At 48.0% G+C, this 880-nt stretch carries 2 protein-coding genes; both read right to left on the bottom strand.

Going from position 1 to position 880, the window contains the following annotated elements:
- Positions 1-197 (bottom strand): hypothetical protein (locus tag A3763_RS23535; RefSeq protein ID WP_197483072.1); only part of this gene is annotated, 197 nt, incomplete at its 3' end.
- Between the two features lie 54 nt (positions 198-251).
- Positions 252-880: thiopurine S-methyltransferase (gene tmpT / locus A3763_RS23530; protein WP_068760613.1), on the bottom strand; the 629-nt coding region annotated here is incomplete at its 5' end.

The following is an 880-nucleotide window of genomic DNA, read 5'->3' as shown; positions in this document are numbered from 1 at the left end:
TCTGATATGTCGGCAGCCGATACAGTAAAGCCTTTCGCGGCTAGGAATAAGGCTGCTGCACCGTCGCCACTGGCAATATCAAGCACACTGCCGGGTAGGAGCTGGTCTAAAGCCTCCTCGATAAAAGCGGGTGCTTTCGCTTGAACCATCGGGCGCTCGCTAAAGCGCTTATTCCAGCGAGCTTGGTCTTCTTTCATGGTCTTCTCTTTCTAGTGAGTAGGCTTGCTAACAAGAATAAAAGGGCTGAGGGTTTAATTCTCGCCCTCAAGTAGCCAGACATATTCAGTGATAGGAAAGGCTGCTGAAAACTTGTCTGAAACCTTCGTGCTATCAAGGGGCCGCAAGTTGTAATGCTGTGCGTAGTGTTGCTGCAACTCTTCTTCGCTAACTGAAAAAGGCGGTCCACCCATTAGGCTCTGATCATACTGATAGCAAACCACTAGCTGAGGCGTTCCAGCAACCAGAGTGTTGAGGTGTGAGGCATATTGCTTGCGCATCTCTACAGGCAAAGCAACTAAACTGCCACGGTCAAACACAGCGTCAACCTGGCCAAGCGCTTCTTTATCGACACTGAAGAAATCACCGACTAGTATGTCTACATTCTCAGCATGATAGCGTTTAATTTGCCCCTGGGTGCTCACTTCTGGCCGAACGCCCATTTCATCGAAAAGTTGTTGTATGGCCAACTCGCTTAACTCGATGCCAACAATCTGAAATCCCTTAGAGGCTAGCCAAGGAATATCGAGAGTTTTCCCACATAAAGGTAAAAGTATTCGTTTACCGGGGGCGAGCTTGAGCAAGTCGAGGTGTTTTACCAAGTTAGGGTTTGCTTCACTTTCATGAAAGCCGATGGTGTTGTTTTTCCAACAATTGAACCAAA

This window comes from Oleiphilus sp. HI0128 (genome assembly GCF_001635365.1).
This window is presented reverse-complemented; position numbering and strand designations above follow the sequence as displayed.